Source organism: Saccharopolyspora sp. NPDC000359 (genome assembly GCF_040300525.1).
Taxonomy (GTDB): Bacteria; Actinomycetota; Actinomycetes; order Mycobacteriales; family Pseudonocardiaceae; genus Saccharopolyspora.
On the sequence record NZ_JBEPDU010000029.1, the window covers coordinates 57198 to 74327 of the forward strand.

Genomic DNA, 17130 nt, shown 5'->3' on the forward strand with positions numbered 1-17130 from the left:
ATGATCTTAGTTCGATACAGTGCGTTCGCATCGGGGACGAGCGAGCGCGCCGAACGTGCGGGCGCCGTGATCGGTCGGAGAGGAGCCGGAGCAGCACGCTGATCGAGCCGCGCCCACCGGCAGCGCGCCGGTCGTTCGAGACCGCGCTGCACCGGGGCGCTGGACGGACGTTTTCCGCACGGGCCAGACCATTGAGAGTGCATGGAAGTGACAACTCAGAACGAGACGTTGGCTCCTCCTGAGAAGCGGAGAGGGCGCCGGTCGGAGCAGGCGAAGAACTCGATCCGGTCGCGGCTGACGTGGTCGGTCGTCATCCCGTGGATCGTGGTCTTCGCGCTCTGGGCGTTCGGGTGCGCCCTGTTCGCCTTCGAGGCCATCTACACCCAGCAGGTCGCGACCAGCGTGCGGAGCATGTCGCTGCCCGCGATGACCGCCCTCGAGGAGGTCAAGAAGGAACGCCTGCTCACCCTCGAGGTCGTCGGACGGCCGAACCGGAACTCGGCGGAGCTGCTCGACCAGCAGCGCCGGACCGACCAGGCCGTCGACGAGATGATGCAGATCGCGAGCGGGATGCGCGACGCGGCACCGGAGGAGATCCGGCGCTCGATGACCGAGCTGGTCGACGACCTGGAGCGGATGGACGGCCTCCGCTCGCGGGTGGCCTCCGGGCAGATCTCCGGCGCCGAGGTGGTGGAGTACTACAACCACCTCTTCGACACCGCCGTCGAGCTCGCCGACGTGCAGGCCAAGCTCAGCCTCGACCCCGAGACCCGGCAGGGCGCGATCGCCGCGACCAACCTGCTCCGCGCTTCGGACCTGTTCGCCCGGGAGACTTCGCTGGTCGGTGCCGCGCTCGAGAGCGGGCAGCTGAGCCCGGAGCAGCACCGCGAGCTCACCCGCTACATCGACTCGTACCACAGCACGCTGGAGCAGAACGTCTCCAGCATGCGCCCGTCGGTGCAGGACCGGTTCCAGCAGCTGGTGTCCCGCCCGTCCTGGCAGCAGCTGGTCGCCGCCGAGGACCGGCTCATCGGCAGCTCCGGCATGGACAGCGGTGACGCGCTGCCGATCGGGGCCGAGGAGTGGCGCCGGATCTCCGACGAGGTCGGCACCGAGATCTCCGAGATGGTGACCGCGCAGGCCGACGAGGTCTCCGCGAACGCGGTGGACAGCGGCAACGATGCACTGTGGACGGTGCTGTGGGGCAGCTTGGCCGCGCTGGTCGTCGCGCTGGTGTCCTTCGCCTACGCCCGCCGCGTGTACCGCTCGGTCGTCGACGAGGCCCTGCTCACCCGGCTGCAGGGCCTGCGCACCGAGTCGCTGGTGATGGCCAACAAGCTGCCCGAGGTGGTGCGGCGGCTGCGCGAGGGCGAAACCGTCGACGTCAAGACCGAGATGGCCGCGCTGGAGAACTACGGCGACGACGAGGTCGGCCAGGTGGCGCAAGCCCTCCAGCTGTTCCAGCGGCAGGCGATGGACGCCGCGGTCGGCGAGACCCGGGCCCGGCAGGGCGCGCGCGTGGTGTTCGTCGGCATGGCGCACCGCATCCAGCGGCTGCTGCGGCAGATGCACGGCACCATCGACCAGCTGGAGAAGAACGAGGAGAGCTCGGCGCAGCTGGCCAAGCTGTTCGAGCTGGACAACTCCACCACCCGCGCCCGGCGCACGGTGGAGAACCTGCTGGTGCTCGGTGACCAGCAGCCGGGTCGCCGGTGGAGCCGCCCGGTCGCGCTGATGGACGTGCTGCGCTCCTCGATCTCCGAGATCGACCAGTACTCGCGGGTGGTCATCGGGCACGTCCCGAAGGTGATGGTCAACGGCGCCGCCGTCGGCGACACCATCCACCTGATCTCCGAGCTGATCGACAACGCCACCGCGTTCTCCCCGCCGAACACCCAGGTGCAGATCGACGTCAAGGAGGTCGCGCGCGGCGTCGCGATCGACATCGCCGACCAGGGCCTGGGCATGAGCGAGGAGACCCGCGGGCGGGCCAACGAGATGATGTCCACCCCGCCGGAGTTCGACCGGCTGGTGCTGGAGAGCAACAAGGCCGAGCAGCTCGGCCTGTTCACCGCGGCGCGGCTGGCGCACCGCCGCGACATCGCCGTGGAGTTCGGCGTCTCCGCCTACGGCGGCACCCGCGCGACGGTGCTGCTGCCGGACCGGCTGCTGGACGCCGACACCTCGCTGACCACCAGCAACGGCAGCGGGCCGCTCGACCAGCCCACCGCGCCCACCAGGGTCCCGGCCGAGCGGAGTGGCGGGGGACACGACCTCGCGGCGGTGCCGCAGCCGCGCGAGTTGAGCTGGAATGGGGTCATGACCGACCAGCCCGACCCGGTGCCCGCGGCTCCGGCCGACACCGCCTACGAGTGGCCGAAGTCGGACCCGGCACCGGCCGAACCGGCGGAGGCCCCGGCGGCAGCGCCGCAGGAGGAGCAGCGCAAGCCCAAGGGCGGGCGGCCGCCGCTGCCCAAGCGGGTGCCGCAAGCGAACTTGGCGGATGGCCTGCGCGACGACCCGGACCAGGAGGAGCAGGGCGTGGTTGCCTCGCCCAGCAAGCTGGCCGGGTTCCGGCGGGCGTTCCGCGGCGGTTCCGGCGATTCGCCGGACGACCGCGCGTGAGCAGACCAGATGACGAGAAGTGTGTGAGGTGGCCATGACCGAAACGGCGTCGAAACTGAGTTGGCTGCTGGACGACTTCGTGCAGGGCGTGCACGGTGCCGACCACGCAGTCGTGCTGTCCAACGACGGGTTGGTGATCGCCAAGTCCACCGACCTGGAGCGCGACCCCGCCGACAAGCTGGCGGCCGCGGCGTCGAGCATGCGCAGCATCGGCAAGGGCGTCAGCAAGGACTTCGGCCGCGGCCAGGTGGCCCAGACCCACGTCGAGATGGAGCACGGCTTCCTGTTCGTCTCCGCCGCGGGCAGCGGGGCGTGCCTGGCCGTGCTGTGCGCGTCCGACGCCGACATCGAGCTGGTGGCCTACGAGATGGGGCGGCTCATCACCCGCGTCGGCAGCTTCCTGTCGGCGGCACCCCGGGAGGCGCGCGGCGCGGTGGCGGAGAGGGCCTGACCGTGGACGAGGCGTGGTATGACGATGAGGCGGGCCCGATAGTCCGCCCGTACACGATCACGCGCGGTCGCACGCCGGCCAAGAGCACCCGGCTGGACACCGCCAGCCAGGTGCTGACCGTCGAGCCGCGACCGGAGATGCCGCGTTTCGAGCTCACCCCCGAGCACCGCTGGATCCTGGACGCCTGCGCGCGCCCGGTGTCGCTGGCGGAACTGGCCGTGCTGCTGGGGCAACCACTGGGAGTGGTCCGGGTCCTGTGCGGTGACCTGCTCGACCACGGCGCCGTCTTCGTGCGCTCGCCTCGTACAGAAGTCAGCCGAGATATCTTGGAGCAGGTGTACCGTGGCCTTTGCAGACTCTAGCGTGGTTGAGAGCCGTTCCGTGCCAGGCAGACCCACCCCAGACGGTGCGGAGTCCGCGCCGATCCCGGTGAAGCTGGTGGTCGCTGGTGGGTTCGGGGCGGGCAAGACGACGCTCGTCGGTGCGGTCAGCGAGATCCCACCGCTGACCACCGAGGAGGAGATGACCGTCGTCAGCGAGGGCGTCGACGACGTCACGGGGGTCGAGCGCAAGACGACCACGACGGTGGCGCTGGACTTCGGGCGCATCACGATCTCCGAGCAGATCGTGCTGTACCTGTTCGGCGCGCCCGGCCAGGACCGGTTCTGGCCACTGTGGAACGACCTGGCGGTGGGGGCCGCTGGCGCGGTGGTGCTGGTGGACACCCGCAAGCTGGAGGACGGGTTCGCCTCCATCGACTTCTTCGAGCGGCGCGACATCCCGTTCGTGGTGGCGGTCAACGTCTTCGACGACGCCTACCACTACGAGCCGGAGGAGCTGCGCGAGGCGCTGACGATCCCGCCGGACGTCCCGGTCGTGATGTGCGACGCGCGGGACCGGGATCTCGCCAAGAACACGCTGCTCACCCTGGTGCGGCGGGCGATCGACAAGATCCCGTCCACGCCGGACGCGAGCTGACCGGGTGAGGTCGCGGGCGCGCAGCAGCGGGCCCGCGACCTCGCTCCGTCACGGCATGATCGGCTCGGTGCGGCAGCGGAAGTGCCGCAGGAGCGCCGGGTTGTGGGTGAGGCGGTAGCCGGGGACCCGCTCCGGGTTCTTGGCGATCTCGCCCAGCACCTCGGCGAGGTACTCCATGTGGCTGTGGTCGTAGACGCGGCGGGGCAGCGCCAGCCGCACCAGCTCGAACGGCGGCGGGGTGACGAGCTCGTTGTTCTCGTCGAAGGTGCCCAGGAACAGTCCGCCGCCCGCGGCCCGGACGCCGCCTTCCCGGTACAGCGCGCAGGTGAGCGCGTGGTCGGGCAGGTGCTTCGGCTGCAGGTGCGGCAGCAGCGGGGTGGCGTTGACGTAGACCGCGTGCAGCCCGGTCGGCTGCAGCGTCTCCACGCCCGCGGCGTGCAGGCGGTCGGCCAGGTAGGCGGCCTCGTGCTCGCGGTCGGCGAGGTAGTGCGGGTCGAGGACCTCCTGCAGGCCCTGCGCCAGGTGCTCCAGCGTGTGCCCGGTCAGGCCGCCGTAGGTTCGGAAGCCCTCGGTGGCGATGATGTCGACCTCGCAGTGGTCGGCCAGGTCCTGGTCGTGCACGGCGATGAACGCGCCCTCGTGCGAGAGCCCGTCCTTCTTGAGGCTGGCGACCACGGCGTCGCCGAACTCGAACACCCGCCGCGCCACCTCGAGCGGGCTCCAGCCCCGGTAGGCGGGATCGCGCTGGGTGATCAGCCAGGCGTTCTCGGCGAACCGGGCGGCGTCGAGGATGAGCGGCACCCGGTGCTCGCGGGCCACCGCGCTGATCTCCGCCAGGTTGTCCATCGACACCGGCTGCCCGCCACCGCCGTTGTTGGTGATGGTGACGACGATCTGCTTGACCCGGGGCCCGTCCGGTCCGTCCAGGACGGCTTTCACGGCCTCGACGTTGATGTCGCCCTTGAACGGTGCGTCGCTGCGCATGTCGAGCAGCTGCGGGTTGGGCAGGTCGAGCGCCTCGGCGCCGAGGCGCTCGACGTTGGCGCGGGTGGTGTCGAAGTGCATGTTGCTGAGGCTGATCGCGCCCGGCTCCAGCAGCGCGCTGAACAGCACCCGCTCGGCGGCCCGGCCCTGGTGCACGGGCAGGACGTGCTCGTGCGGCACGATCTCGCGCAGCGCGTCCCGGAACCGGAACCAGGACTCGGCCCCGGCGTAGCGCTCGTCGGCTCGCTGCGCCCACGCCTGCTGGTCGGTGGAGACCGCCCCGGTGCCCGAGTCCGACAGCAGGTCGATGCTGACCATCTCACCGCGGATGTTGAAGGGGTTGTGGCCGGCTCGGTCCAGCTCGGCGATGCGCTGCTCCCGGGTGGTGATCGGGATGGGGCGCACGACGGCGGAGACGAAGGGCCGGAGGTGCGGCATTCGGGTTGCTCCTAGTGGTGATGTGGTGGGGTGACCAGTCTGGTACCCGGTGGCTTCGATGCTCAACTGTGGACGGACGTTCCCCCGTAGGCCTCGGACGAGAGGTAGAGCGAGGTCCCGGTCCGGTTCGGGCTCAGCCGCAGCGAGACGTGGGCGAGCAGCCCGGGGCGGTCCTGCAGCGGGCGGTTGGTGAGCGCGCGGAGGGACTCGTCCAGCGCGGTGGGGTCGAAGCCGAGGTGCCGCAGGTGCGCGGCGACCCGCTCGCGGGCCACGCCGTCGTGCGGCACGTAGTCGCGGATCGGCAGGTAGAGGCTGTAGTTGCTGGGCTTGTCCGCGTCGCCCTCGACGAAGGAGTAGCTCGAGATCAGCGGCCGCCTGCGGAACACCTCGGTGCCGGGGGCCAGCAGGGAGCAGAACTCGCGGATGGCGTCCTGGTCGATGCCCGGGACCGCGCAGGCGAGGAACTCGGCGTCGGCGGGGCGGGCGTCCACCTGCCGGACGTAGAGCTTGACCCGGGCGTGCGTGCTGTGGTCCAGGTCGATGGCGAAGAAGGTGGGCATGTCCCGCCCTTCGCGCCGCAGGGCGTAGCTGTTGACCAGTTCGGCGGCACCGGTCATGCCCAGGCGGCCGAAGGCTTCGGTGACCAGCTGGGGCGCGGCTTCGGCGCCGTGCAGGTCGGTGTTGAAGTAGAGCTTGAACGAGGGGGTGCCCTGCTCGTCGAAGATGACCGAGAACGCCCAGGAGAACCAGCTCTGGGGATCGTCGGTAGTGAAGAGCTCCTGCACCGCGCGCAGCCGGTCCAGCGCCAGGTCGTGGCGCTCGGACAGCTGGTCGACGAGTTCCTTGGCGGCGCGCAGGTTCGCCGCGGGAGCGGGCCGCTCCGCCAACCGTTCCAGGTGGAGGCGCAGGTGGCGGGCGCCGTTGTCCTCGAACTGGACGGAGAACTCCAGCGGGGTGGCGTCGTCGGCCACCCCGGACGGCCACAGAGGTGGTTCGGACAACGATCGGGTGGATACTGGCCCGAGTAATTCCTCGAGCAGTTGCGGAGGTGCGGTGTGCTCGATGCCCATCACCTCGCAGAGGTTCCGCAACTGGCATTTAGTCAACTCGCCCAGCGTGGTATCGGCAGGACTCATGGAAACCCCGATCCATGTATCTCGAAATCGACAGCAGGCGGCGCGCTCGCGGCGCGGCCACGCTAATACGCCGGTTCTGGACGTGCCAGATCCACCCGAGTGATCTTGGACAAATGCTCCGTTCGGTGGGTTGCGGCCTGGGCCGATTCCTTCGCCAGTCCGAATCGGGCTGGCCCGGTTGGAACGAATTCGTGACCGGCCGGTGATTCCTGTTTGGAATTCGATTTGTTAGAGGTTCCGCGCTGATCACCCGCAAGTCGGAATTGCTGCCCGCGGTGGGACGGCCGGAGTTCACCGCGCCTTGCCGGTCCGGGGACCCGGGATTCACGGGGCGTTCAGGTCCGACCCGGCTCGCGGGGGCCGCGCGCCCCCCGCGAGCCAAGTGGTCAGCGGCCCAGGTGCATGCCGCCGGAGACGTGCACGACCTGGCCGGTGAGGTGCGAGGCCGCCGGGGAGGCCAGGAAGTGGACCAGCGCGGCGACCTCGTCGACCCGCCCGAGCCGCCCGTCGGCGGCCCGCGACTCGACGAACTGCCGCCGCGCGGCGGGGAAGTCGCCGCCGCGGAAGAAGTCGGTGCCCTCGGTCGGGCCGGGGGCGACGACGTTGGCGGTGATGCCGCGCGCGCCGAGCTGGAAGGCCAGCTCGGAGGTCCACGGTTCGAGCGCTGCCTTGACCGCGCCGTAGCTGCCCCCACCGGACCTCGCGGTCACCGAGCCGATGGTGACGATCCGCGCGTGGTCGGCGAGCCGGGGCAGCAGCGCGTGCGTCACCAGCACGGCGCTGAGCACGTTGGTCTCGAAGTTCGCCGTCCAGGAGGCGCGCACCGCGTCGAGGTCGTCGGCAGCGGGGGCGCCACCGGGCAGGTCGGTGTTGCCGCCCGCGGCGTTGATCAGCACGTCGATCCGGTCCGGCAGCTCGGCCGCGGCGGCCCGGACGGCGGCCGGGTCGGTGGCGTCGACCGGCACGGCGCGGGCGGCCGGGCCCAGCTCGGCGACGGCCTCGGCGAGCTTCTCCGGCCGCCTGCCCAGCAGCGCGACCTGGTCACCGGCGGCCACCAGCCGGGCCGCTGCGGCGCGACCGATCCCGGTGCCGCCGCCGGTGACGACTGCGAAGCGAGTCACGGTTCCTCCTAGTTCTTTAGGTCTAAAGACCGTGCCGATGCTAGCTCTTCTTTAGGTCTAAAGACAACGCGGCTAGACTGCCGCCATGAACGCGGACGCGGTGGACGGCATCGTCGAGCAGTGGGCGCGGGAGCGGCCCGACATGGCGGTGGACGCCATCGGGGTGATCGCCCGCATCCTGCGCATCGCCAAGCTGGTCACCGACGAGCGCCGCCGCGTGCTGGCGGAGCTGGGCATCGACAGCGCCACCCTGGACCTGCTCGCCACGCTGCGCCGCGCGGGCGCGCCCTACCGGCTCACCCCGGCCGAGATCGCGGAGAACTGCCTGGTCAGCGGCGGGGCCATCACGCAGCGCGTGAGCCGCGCTGAGGCCTCGGGGCTGGTCCGGACCGAGCGGTCGGCCTCCGGCAAGCGGACCGTGGCGGTGGAGCTCACCGCGCACGGCCACCAGGTGATCGAGCACGACATCGAGGTGCTGATCGGCCGGGAGCGGCAGCTGGTCGCCGGGCTCCCCGACGAGGACCGCAGGCAGCTGGAGGGTTTGCTGCGCGAACTGCTGGGGCACATGGGGCGCGGGTGACCGCCGCCCCGCCGCCGGGAAGTCCGCGACGGGTGCTCCGGTAGACTTCGGCGGCCGGGGAGCTGAGTGGAAGTGGGAGTCTCGATGGCGCGTGACGCGGACCGCGGTGGTTCGGCGGGCAACTCCGGGATCTTGGGCCGGATCGACCCGTTCTGCTGGATCCCCGTGGTGCCGATGCTGCTCCTGGCGCTGGTCATCCTCCTCCTGATGGGCATCTGGGAGCTGAGCGTGATCCTGCTGGTCGGCGCCCTGGTGATCCTGGGCTTCGACTTCTGGGTGAACAGCCGCAAGCCGTCCGAGCCGCGGCAGGCCCCGCGCCGCCCGCGCCGCGACGACTTCGACGACCTGGACGACCGGCCCCGCCGCGAGCCGGCCCGCCGACCCGCGCGCCAGGCCCCGCCGGAACGCCCCGCCGCAGCGCGCGGCGGAGCCCAGCGAGGTGGTGCGCCGCGCGCTGGCGCCACCCGCGTCGGCAACCCGCCGCGCGGCGGGCAGGGCAGTCGCCCGCAGCAGCGCCCGGGTGGGCGCCCCGGCGTCCGCCGCTGACCGGCGGTCGGCTTGCGCACCTCCGCTTGGTCCGCAGTGGACCACCGGCGAGCCGTCAGGCGTTGACCGCGTCCCGTTCGCCGTTCGTCCTAGGCGGCTTCAGCCCCAGCCCCGGGGTCGGCACCCGGTAGGTCTCCCGGCCGGTGGCGACGGCGAGGGCGTTGAGCACGCACAGTCCCGCGGTGAACAGCGCGACGTTCACCCAGCCATCCCGGCCGCCGCCGATGGCCTCGGCGATGCTCGGGGCGAACCCGGCCAGCGCGAACCCGACCTGGGTGCCGATGGCCATGCCGGACAACCGGACCCGTGCCGGGAACATCTCGCCGTAGAAGGCGGGCCAGATCCCGTTCGTCGCGCTGTAGACGACGCCGAACATGAGGATCCCGGTCAGGAAGATCAGCGGGTAGCTGCCGACCGACAGCGACCACAGGTAGGCCGCGGTCAGCACCGCGCAGCCCAGCGAACCGCCGATGAACACCGGCTTGCGCCCGATCCGGTCGGCGAGCCGGGCCCACAGCGGGATCGCGACCAGCGCCGTGATGTTGGCCAGCACACCGACCCACAGGACCGGGCTGCGCTCCAGCCCGGCGGTGTTCACCGCGTAGCTCAGCGCGTAGACGGTGAAGATCGTGCTCACCGCTGCGATCACCGAGGCCACCACGACCCGCAGCACATCGGCTCAGTGGTCGCGGAACAGCGGGGCCAGCGGTGTGCGGGACCGCCGCGTCCCGCCGGTCGCGGCTTCCTGCTCGAAGACCGGCGTCTCGTCCAGCCTGCGGCGGATCACCAGGCCGACGACCACGACGAACGCGCTCAGCCAGAACGGCACGCGCCAGCCCCAGCTCAGCAGGTGCTCCTCGGGCAGCGCCGCCACCGGCAGGAACACCGCGGTGGCCAGGATCTGCCCGGCCTGGGTGCCGCTGAGGGTGAAGCTGGTGTAGTAGGCGCGCCGGTCCTGCGGTGCGTGCTCCAGTGACATCGAGTTGGCTCCGGCTTGCTCGCCGGCCGCGGAGAATCCCTGCAGCAGCCGGAGCGCGACCAGCAGCCCGGGCGCGGCCACGCCGATCTGCTGGTACGTCGGCAGGCAGCCGACCAGCACGGTCGCCACCCCCATCAGCAGCACGGTGTGGACCAGGACCCGCTTGCGGCCGAAGACGTCGCCGATGTGGCCCAGCACGAACGCCCCGACCGGCCGCGCGAGGTAGCCGACGCCGAAGGTGGCCAGCGCCAGCAGCGTGCCGGTGGCGGGGGAGGAGGCGGGGAAGAAGATCTTGTTGAACACCAGCGCGGCCGCGGTGCCGTAGATGAAGAAGTCGTAGTACTCCAGGGCGCTGCCGATCCACGCGGCGACGGCGGCCTTGCGCGGTCTGCCGCTCGTGGCGGTCGGGTGGGGGGTCACTCGGGAACTCCTGGGGTCTGCGCGCGCCGTTGCTCAGCCGGGCGAGTAATGAACCATCTAGTTAGTTCCAAGAGGGTGCGGTGCCGCCCGGTGCCTGTCAAGGGATCGTGCGGGACGCGGTCAGCGGGCCGTGAGGAAGTCGATCACCAGGTCGCCGAGCATCCGGCGGTAGTGGTCGCGGCGGGCCGGGTCCAGCATGTCGCGCTGGAAGATGGCCTGGAACGTGTAGCGGTTCGCGGTGCGGAAGACGCAGAACGAGCTGATCACCATGTGCACGTCCAGGGCGTCGACGTCGTCGCGGAACTGCCCGGCCGCCCGCCCGCGCTCCAGAATGCGGCCGAGCACGTCCACCGCCGGGTCGGCCAGGCGGGGGAGCAGGTCGGACTTCGTCAGGTGCTCGGCGCGGTGGATGTTCTCGATGCTGACCAGCCGGAGGAAGTTTGGGTGCGACTCGTGGTGGTCGAAGGTCAGCTCGGCGAGGCGGCGGATCGCCGACACCGGGTCCAGGTGGTCGACGTCGACCTCGCCCTCGATGCCGCGGATCACCGAGTAGGCGTTCTCCAGCGCGGCGAGGTAGAGCTGCTCCTTGCCGCCGAAGTAGTAGTAGATCATCCGCTTCGTGGTGCTGGTGCGCGCGGCGATCTCGTCGACCCGGGCGCCCGCGTAGCCCTTGTCGGCGAACTCCAGGGTGGCGACCTCGAGGATCTCGGCGCGCGTGCGCTCGGCGTCGCGCTGCCGGGCCTCGCCGGTGTCTGACGTTGGTGCTGCCACGACGCTCCCCGGGGTGGATCGCAAAGTCCCGTTCACCATAGTGCAGCGGCCCTTCCCGGATCCGGGCTTCGGACCTACTATTAACTAGCTAGTTCGTTCATTGACCGAGGTGGGGATGTGCGCGAGCAGGACGGCTACCTCATCGGGCTCGTCGGAGCGGGCATCGGCCCGTCGCTGAGCCCGCCGCTGCACGAGCGCGAGGCCGACGCGCTCGGCCTCCGGTACCGCTACTGCCGGTGGGACCTGGACGTGCTGGCCAGACCGGCCGAATCCGTCGGCGAGCTGCTGGTGGCGGCCCGCTCCGCCGGCTACGACGGGCTGAACATCACGCACCCGTGCAAGCAGTTGGTCGTCGAGCACCTCGACGACCTCTCACCGGACGCCGTGGCGCTCGGCGCGGTCAACACGGTGGTGTTCGCCGGTAGCCGCGCGATCGGCCACAACACCGACTGGTCCGGTTTCGCCCGCAGCTTCAGCCGCGGCCTGCCCGACGTCTCGGTGGACCGCGTGGTACTGCTCGGCGCGGGCGGCGCCGGGGCCGCGGTCGCGCACGCCCTGCTGACGTTGGGCACGCGCGTGCTGCGCGTGCTCGATGCTGACCACGAGCGCGCCGAGGCACTGGCCTCGTCGTTGCGCGGGCGCTTCGGCGCTGACCGCGCGGAGGCGGTTCGGCCGAACCTCCTCGCCAAGTCGGTGGCGTGGGCGGACGGCCTCGCGCACGCCACGCCGACGGGCATGGCTGCGCACCCCGGTCTCCCGGTGCCCGCTGAGCTGCTGCGGCCCGGGTTGTGGGTCGCCGACGTCGTCTACCGGCCGCTGGAGACCGAGCTGGTCGCCGCCGCGCGCGCTGCCGGCTGCCGGGTGCTCGACGGCGGCGGCATGGCGGTGTTCCAGGCCGTCGAGTCGTTCCGCCTGTTCACCGGTGTGGAGCCGGACGCCGACCGGATGCTGCACCACTTCGCCGAACTCGCTGGAGGTGTCCGTGCCCGCAGGTGAACCGCGCCGGGCGATCGCCACCGTGTGCCTGTCCGGCACGCTGGAGGACAAGCTGGCCGCCGCCGCGGCTGCCGGGTTCGACGGGGTTGAGCTGTTCGAGAACGATCTCGTCGCCTCCGCCGCCTCGCCCGCCGAGATCCGGCAGCGCTGTGCCGACCTCGGGCTGACCATCGACCTCTACCAGCCGTTCCGCGACTTCGAGGCGGTCCCACCGGACGTGCTGCGCGCCAACCTGCGGCGCGCCGAGCGCAAGTTCGACGTGGTGGAGCAGCTGGGCGTCGACCTGGTCCTGGTGTGCTCCACGACTTCCCCGGACGCGGTCGACGACGACGAACTGGCCGCCGAGCAGCTGCGCCTGCTCGCCGAACGCGCCGCGGCGCGTGGCGTGCGCGTCGCCTACGAAGCGCTGGCGTGGGGCCGTTTCGTCAACACCTACGAGCACTCGTGGCGCATCGTGCGCAGCGCCGACCACCCGGCGCTCGGCCTGTGCCTGGACAGCTTCCACGTGTTCTCCCGTGGTGGCGATCCCACCCTGATCCGCACGATCCCCGGCGACAAGCTGTTCTTCCTGCAACTCGCCGACGCGCCGCGGCTGGACATGGACGTGCTGCAGTGGAGCAGGCACCACCGGTTGTTCCCCGGCCAGGGCTCGTTCGACCTGCCGACCTTCGTCGACCACGTGCTGTCCACCGGCTACAGAGGACCGCTGTCGCTGGAGGTCTTCAACGACGTCTTCCGCCAGGCGGACCCGAAACCCGCTGCGCTGGACGCGATGCGCTCGCTCCGCCTGCTGGAGGAGCAGGTGGGCCTCCCGGTGGCCGCACCGGCGCCGGAGTTGTCCGGGCTCGCCTTCGCGGAGCTGACCGTCGACGAGGACGCCGCGGCCAAGCTCGCCGAGGCACTTGCCGCACTTGGCTTCGAGCGCACCGGTGAGCACGCCAGCAAGCCGGTGCAGCTCTGGGAGCAGGGCGGCGCTCGGGTGCTGCTGAACGCGAAGGCGGAAGCACCGGACTCGGCCGCGATCGGTGCGCTGGCGGTGCGCAGCGCGGACCCGAGCCGCTCCGCGTCGCGGGCAGATGCGATGCACGCGCCGATCCTGCCGCGCACGCGCGGACCGCAGGAGGCGAACCTGGCCTCCGTCGCGGCACCGGACGGCACTGAGGTCTTCTTCTGCGGCGACTCCGATAGCTGGCTCGCCGACTTCCCGGGCGCCGGTGCGCCTCCGGCGTCGGGGTTGGGCATCACCGGCATCGACCACATCGCGCTGACCCAGCCCTTCGACCACTTCGACGAGGCGGCGCTGTTCTACCGCTCGGTGGTCGGGCTGGAACCGGAGCCGATCGCGGAGTACGCGGCGCCCTTCGGCATGGTCCGCACGCGGGGCGTCGTCGACCCGGGCGGATCGGTGCGCATCGCGCTGACCGGAACGCTGGTGCGTCGCGGCGAGTGGGCCCCGGCGGTGCGCGACCCGCAGCACATCGCCTTCGCCTGCGACGACGTGCTCGCCGCCGCCCGCGCGTTGCGCGAACGGGGCGCGCCGGTACTGCGCGTGCCGGACAACTACTACGACGACCTGGACGCCCGGCTGGATCTGGACGGCGAACTGCTGGCGCAGCTGCGCCAGAACTCGGTGCTCCACGACCGCGACGAGCACGGCGAATACCTGCACGTGTGCACCCAGGTGCTCGGCTCCCGCATCTTCTTCGAGCTGGTCCAGCGCATCGGCGGCTACGCGGGCTACGGCGTGCCCAACGCCCCGGTCCGCATGGCGGCCCACCGGCGCCAACGCCTCGCCGCCGACGGCTAGGCCAGGAACCGACGAGTGCCCAGTTCCAGGGCCTCGGCGCGGACGCCGCGACCGGCTGTGATGGCGTCGAGCTCGGCGTGCATGGCCTGCCGTGTCGACGGCGCGCAGAAAGCCGCGTCGAATCCCGCACGGGCGAGGGAGACGAGATCAGTCGTGGTCATCCCCAGCTGCGTGGCGCAACGCGCGTACTCGAGGTTCGGGGTGGTGCCGAACATCCCGGGATCGTCGGTGCCGATGGTGACTGGGACCCCGGCGGTGAGCAGCCTCGGCAGCGGGTGCTCCGCCCAGGACCGGACGGCGCCGGTGCGCAGGTTCGAGGTCGGGCACACTTCGAGGGGGACTCCGCGCTCGGCGAGCTCGGCGAGCAGACCAGGGTCGGTGGCGCTGCCGATGCCGTGGCCGATGCGGTCGGCACCGAGCTCGGTCAGCGCGGAGCGGACTTCACCGGGACCGGTGGTCTCCCCGGCGTGCGGGACGCTCCGCAACCCCGCGGCGCGGGCGGCGGCGAACGATTCCCGGAACGAGGCGCGGGGAACGCCTGCCTCCGGCCCACCGAGTCCGAACGCGACGGTCCCGGGTGGTGCGCACCGGACCACCCAGTCCAGTGTAGACATGCCAGCCCGCGGGCCGTCGTCGCCGGAGACGTCGAAGACCCACGCGATCTCGACACCGAGTCGCGCCGCGGTAGCCCGCCCGGAGTTCAGGGCGTCGGCCAGTCCCACCGGGTCGATGCCCGCCCTCAGGTGGGAGAGCGGGGTCACGGTGACCTCGGCGTAGCGGGTGTTGTCCGCGGCGAGGGCCTTGGCCAGCCCGATGACCAGGTGCTCGACGTCCGCCTCGGTGGTGACCAACCGGTTCACCGCCGTGTAGACCTCCAGGAAGTGCGCGAAGTCGGTGAACTCGTAGTACGCGGCGAGTTCGGCGGGGTCCTGCGGCACGCCCCGCTCCGGGTGCCGCTGGGCGAGGGCGGCGACCGTTGCCACGTCGGCCGAGCCGAGCAGGTGCACGTGCAGCTCGGCTTTGGGCAGCGCCGCGATGAACGAGTCGAGGTGCACCGTTTCCCACAGCCTTCCGTGGTCTACCAGGTGGATCGCCGGTGTGCGGGACTCGCCGTGGCGGGCGCCCACCTGGCGGTAGCGGAGCACGAGCAACTGCGATGGTAACCGTTCGGCGCTCGCGCGGGTTGCGCCGAACAGGTCAAACCGGGCCCCCTGGGGACCGTTCCCTAGTCGTGCAAGAGCAAGATTTTTACAAGAAAAACATATACCTAAATTCGTTCGCGTGACGTAGGGGTCGGCGGGTCTGCGTGTTCTGGGGCGGTTGATCCGGCGCTGCCCAGTTTCACCAGATGAGGGAAAAGTTAGATGTCACCCGATGGTGTGGTATGTGTGCGAGGCCGTGGATAAGCTTTGACTTATATGCAAATGGCTGGTGCAATCGCTGCACATGAATGAAGTCATCTTCGGTGCACCGAGATGGTACCGGGGGAGGGCTACGTCGACTGCGCAGAGCTGGGAGACGACATGACAGGCAGCATCGAGACCACCGGGCAGCTCGACGCCGTGGAGCGGTCCCTCGCCGCCTCGGACAACGGGGCGACGTGGCACGCCGTGGCCGTGCTCAGTCAGGAGCACCCCGTGGGCGTCGATGACCTGTGGGACGCCTGCACCAGGGCGGAGCGGCTGTCCCGCTGGCTGCCGCAGGTGACCGGTGAGCTCCGCGTCGGGGGCAGGTTCCACGTCGAGGGCAACGCGAGCGGGACCATCGAGACCTGCGACGCGCCGCGCGGGTTCGCCTCCACCTGGGAGTTCAACGGCCGCAACTCCCACATCGCGGTGCGGCTGGCAGGACTCGGCGACCGGCGTTCCCGCCTCACCCTCGTGCACACCGCGGACGTCGCCGCTTACCGGTGGGCGCAGTTCGGTCCCGGTGCGACCGGAGTCGGCTGGGACTGCATGTTCCTCGGCTTGGCGCTGCACACCCACGCCGGGAGCATGCCCGCCGAAGAGGGCAAGGCGTGGGAGCTGGGCGAGGAGGCCAAGGAGTTCTTCGCCGACAGCAGCCGCAGGTGGGCGGACCTCGCCGTCAAGGCGGGCATCCCGGAGGCGGACGCCCGTGCCGCGGAGCGGCGGACGACCGACTTCTACCACACCGGCGTCGAACAGCCCCTGTAGCAGGACCATCGCCGCAGCTCCGCAGTGGGGCTGCGCCGACCCGCGCCCCTGGGGCGCAGCACCTCCGCCGGCGCCGTGGTGGCCAGGATGGCCAGCGGCGCCGGTGGCGTGCGGACCTGGTCCGCGAAGCAGGGGGCGGCACGGGCAGCAGCCGGTAGGCGACGTGATCGGTGAGCGGTGGACCTTGCTGGTGGTCCGCGAGCTGCTCATCGGCCCTGCCCGGTTCAACGAACTGCTCGACAACCTGCCGGGCATGGGACCCAACCTGCTGACCGAACGACTGCGCGCACTCGGCGAGTCCGGTGTGGTGGCGCAGCAACCGGTGCCCGGGGACGGGCGGGCTCGGCGGTACGCGCTCACCGACGCGGGGGAGCGCTTGCGCCGACCTGTGCTGTCGCTGGCCGCGTGGGGCATGCAGTTCCTCGGCGAGGAAGACGGAGCCGGTGCCACCCGTGCGTCGTGGGGCTTCATCGCGGTCCAGGCGATGGTCTCCCCGGAGGCGGTGCCGGAGGTCTCGGAGTCCTACGAGTTCCACGTTGCTGGCGAGGTGTTCACCATTGCGGTGCAGGACGGCGCGGTCACCTTCGGTCGTGGTCCGGTCGCCGGGCCGCCCCTGACCGTCGAGTGCGGCACGGACACCTTCATCCGGATCGGCGCGCGGATGCTGACCCCCTTCGACGCGATCGCCACGGGGGCGGTCGCGATCACCGGCCCGCCGCTGGCGGCCCGGCGCCTCACGCGGATGCTCGGCCTCGGCTGATCGCACCAACGTTGTCCACCGGAATGCCCTCTGCGGCTTCCGGCATTCGTGGGTACCCCGGTACCTCACCCAGATACCGTAACTTTGCGGTAGTGACCTGCGCAATGATCGGTTCCCACGCGTACAGTCCACCGCATCGCTATACCGCTGGATAGCCAGAAGCTAATATTAAGCCTGGACTTATATAGACCAGCTCTGATACGGTCCGATTCCACGTCCGGTACCCCAGAGCTCCGGCACGACGCGGGTGGAGAGGCACGAGCAATGCCGCAACGACGCATTCGCTGGTCGCGGGTCCCCGGGACGGTCTGCGCTGAGCCGTCCGGCGGAGTCCGCCGCCAGCCGGTCATCGTCCGGCCGCCCG

15 protein-coding genes and 1 pseudogene are annotated in these 17130 nt (G+C 71.1%); 10 read left to right on the top strand and 6 right to left on the bottom strand.

Features of this window, described 5'->3' with window-relative positions; genetic code table 11:
* Positions 1 to 201: 201 nt before the first annotated feature.
* From ABT324_RS19455 to ABT324_RS19470, 4 genes are read left to right on the top strand one after another with little or no spacing between them, the layout of a single operon-like run.
* Positions 202 to 2625 carry a sensor histidine kinase gene (locus tag ABT324_RS19455; protein ID WP_351179088.1) on the top strand — a complete coding sequence of 808 codons (2424 nt, stop codon included), beginning with the start codon at positions 202 to 204 and terminating at the stop codon, positions 2623 to 2625.
* A 34-nt stretch (positions 2626 to 2659) separates the two neighbouring features.
* Positions 2660 to 3076: a roadblock/LC7 domain-containing protein gene (locus tag ABT324_RS19460; RefSeq protein WP_351179091.1), complete on the top strand. Its 417-nt coding sequence runs from the start codon at positions 2660 to 2662 to the stop codon at positions 3074 to 3076.
* 2 nt (positions 3077 to 3078) lie between these two features.
* The gene (locus ABT324_RS19465; protein ID WP_351179094.1) at positions 3079 to 3438 is read left to right on the top strand and encodes a DUF742 domain-containing protein; all 360 of its coding nucleotides are present in this window, start codon (positions 3079 to 3081) and stop codon (positions 3436 to 3438) included.
* A gap of 19 nt (positions 3439 to 3457) precedes the next feature.
* On the top strand, positions 3458 to 4054 hold the full coding sequence (locus ABT324_RS19470) for a GTP-binding protein (protein ID WP_351179097.1): 597 nt from the start codon (positions 3458 to 3460) through the stop codon (positions 4052 to 4054).
* A 48-nt stretch (positions 4055 to 4102) separates the two neighbouring features.
* Here ABT324_RS19470 and ABT324_RS19475 read toward each other — a convergent pair whose 3' ends face one another.
* The 3 genes from ABT324_RS19475 to ABT324_RS19485 all read right to left on the bottom strand — a co-directional run bounded on the left by ABT324_RS19475 (position 4103) and on the right by ABT324_RS19485 (position 7733).
* Complete coding sequence (locus ABT324_RS19475; protein ID WP_351179100.1) at positions 4103 to 5476, bottom strand: tryptophanase; 1374 nt, start codon at positions 5474 to 5476, stop codon at positions 4103 to 4105.
* A 62-nt stretch (positions 5477 to 5538) separates the two neighbouring features.
* Positions 5539 to 6612 carry a tryptophan dimethylallyltransferase family protein gene (locus tag ABT324_RS19480; protein WP_351179103.1) on the bottom strand — a complete coding sequence of 358 codons (1074 nt, stop codon included), beginning with the start codon at positions 6610 to 6612 and terminating at the stop codon, positions 5539 to 5541.
* 386 nt (positions 6613 to 6998) lie between these two features.
* On the bottom strand, positions 6999 to 7733 hold the full coding sequence (locus tag ABT324_RS19485; RefSeq protein WP_351179106.1) for an SDR family NAD(P)-dependent oxidoreductase: 735 nt from the start codon (positions 7731 to 7733) through the stop codon (positions 6999 to 7001).
* Positions 7734 to 7818: 85 nt separating this feature from the next.
* Here ABT324_RS19485 and ABT324_RS19490 point away from each other — a divergent pair, with 85 nt between their 5' ends.
* Together ABT324_RS19490 and ABT324_RS19495 are read left to right on the top strand one after the other, a co-directional pair.
* A complete protein-coding gene (locus ABT324_RS19490; protein ID WP_351179109.1) occupies positions 7819 to 8313 on the top strand; it encodes a MarR family winged helix-turn-helix transcriptional regulator in 495 nt (164 codons plus the stop codon).
* An 84-nt stretch (positions 8314 to 8397) separates the two neighbouring features.
* Positions 8398 to 8859 carry a hypothetical protein gene (locus tag ABT324_RS19495; RefSeq protein WP_351179112.1) on the top strand — a complete coding sequence of 154 codons (462 nt, stop codon included), beginning with the start codon at positions 8398 to 8400 and terminating at the stop codon, positions 8857 to 8859.
* A 55-nt stretch (positions 8860 to 8914) separates the two neighbouring features.
* Here the strand turns inward: ABT324_RS19495 and ABT324_RS19500 are convergent.
* Together ABT324_RS19500 and ABT324_RS19505 are read right to left on the bottom strand one after the other, a co-directional pair.
* Positions 8915 to 10258: pseudogene (locus ABT324_RS19500) on the bottom strand (MFS transporter).
* Between the two features lie 120 nt (positions 10259 to 10378).
* Positions 10379 to 11029: a TetR/AcrR family transcriptional regulator gene (locus ABT324_RS19505; protein WP_351179115.1), complete on the bottom strand. Its 651-nt coding sequence runs from the start codon at positions 11027 to 11029 to the stop codon at positions 10379 to 10381.
* A gap of 117 nt (positions 11030 to 11146) precedes the next feature.
* On the opposite strand from ABT324_RS19505, the gene ABT324_RS19510 reads away from it, so the two are divergent.
* Positions 11147 to 12025, top strand: a complete 879-nt coding sequence (locus ABT324_RS19510; RefSeq protein WP_351179118.1) for a shikimate dehydrogenase — start codon at positions 11147 to 11149, stop codon at positions 12023 to 12025.
* A complete protein-coding gene (locus tag ABT324_RS19515) occupies positions 12012 to 13832 on the top strand; it encodes a bifunctional sugar phosphate isomerase/epimerase/4-hydroxyphenylpyruvate dioxygenase family protein (protein WP_351179121.1) in 1821 nt (606 codons plus the stop codon). The genes ABT324_RS19510 and ABT324_RS19515 overlap by 14 nt, the downstream gene beginning before the upstream one ends.
* Here ABT324_RS19515 and add read toward each other — a convergent pair.
* Positions 13829 to 14977, bottom strand: a complete 1149-nt coding sequence (add, locus tag ABT324_RS19520) for an adenosine deaminase (RefSeq protein ID WP_351179192.1) — start codon at positions 14975 to 14977, stop codon at positions 13829 to 13831. The genes ABT324_RS19515 and add overlap by 4 nt on opposite strands.
* A gap of 378 nt (positions 14978 to 15355) precedes the next feature.
* Here add and ABT324_RS19525 point away from each other — a divergent pair, with 378 nt between their 5' ends.
* Together ABT324_RS19525 and ABT324_RS19530 are read left to right on the top strand one after the other, a co-directional pair.
* A complete protein-coding gene (locus tag ABT324_RS19525) occupies positions 15356 to 16006 on the top strand; it encodes an SRPBCC domain-containing protein (protein WP_351179124.1) in 651 nt (216 codons plus the stop codon).
* 163 nt (positions 16007 to 16169) lie between these two features.
* Complete coding sequence (locus ABT324_RS19530) at positions 16170 to 16766, top strand: winged helix-turn-helix transcriptional regulator (RefSeq protein WP_351179127.1); 597 nt, start codon at positions 16170 to 16172, stop codon at positions 16764 to 16766.
* Positions 16767 to 17130: the final 364 nt, after the last annotated feature.

What these genes read in the sequence shown, in the direction of transcription:
- ABT324_RS19460 (WP_351179091.1), top strand. Translation starts at nt 2,660, where the DNA reads ATGACCGAAACGGCGTCGAAACTGAGTTGGCTGCTGGACGACTTCGTG.
- ABT324_RS19480 (WP_351179103.1), bottom strand. Translation starts at nt 6,612, where the DNA reads ATGAGTCCTGCCGATACCACGCTGGGCGAGTTGACTAAATGCCAGTTG.
- ABT324_RS19495 (WP_351179112.1), top strand. Translation starts at nt 8,398, where the DNA reads ATGGCGCGTGACGCGGACCGCGGTGGTTCGGCGGGCAACTCCGGGATC.
- ABT324_RS19490 (WP_351179109.1), top strand. Translation starts at nt 7,819, where the DNA reads ATGAACGCGGACGCGGTGGACGGCATCGTCGAGCAGTGGGCGCGGGAG.
- ABT324_RS19475 (WP_351179100.1), bottom strand. Translation starts at nt 5,476, where the DNA reads ATGCCGCACCTCCGGCCCTTCGTCTCCGCCGTCGTGCGCCCCATCCCG.
- ABT324_RS19455 (WP_351179088.1), top strand. Translation starts at nt 202, where the DNA reads ATGGAAGTGACAACTCAGAACGAGACGTTGGCTCCTCCTGAGAAGCGG.
- ABT324_RS19525 (WP_351179124.1), top strand. Translation starts at nt 15,356, where the DNA reads ATGACAGGCAGCATCGAGACCACCGGGCAGCTCGACGCCGTGGAGCGG.